At 68.7% G+C, this 252-nt stretch carries 1 protein-coding gene; it reads left to right on the forward strand.

Translation table 11 applies throughout. From position 1 onward, the window contains the following. Positions 1 to 252 (forward strand): hypothetical protein (locus tag R0J92_RS24965; RefSeq protein ID WP_411053663.1); only part of this gene is annotated, 252 nt, incomplete at both ends.

Raw genomic sequence — 252 nt, forward strand, 5'->3', positions numbered from 1 at the left:
CGATGCACAGCCGCCTTGAGCAGACCACCGAGCCCGACGTGACCATGCTCTCGCAGGTGGGCGAATCCAAGGACGCGATGAAGGCGGGCGAACCCGTGGAGTTCGTGGACCTCGTGGACCTGTGGCTGCCCGACGAGCAGGCCATCGCCACGATCCCGTGGACGCCCGACGGGTCGCTGCCCGGCGGCGACTACCTGCGGATCATCGAGCACGACGGGCCGGAGCTGGGTCCGTACAAGCAGCTCGGGTTCG

This window comes from Tritonibacter sp. SIMBA_163, assembly GCF_046535935.1.
Classification (GTDB): Bacteria; Pseudomonadota; Alphaproteobacteria; order Rhodobacterales; family Rhodobacteraceae; genus Epibacterium; species Epibacterium scottomollicae.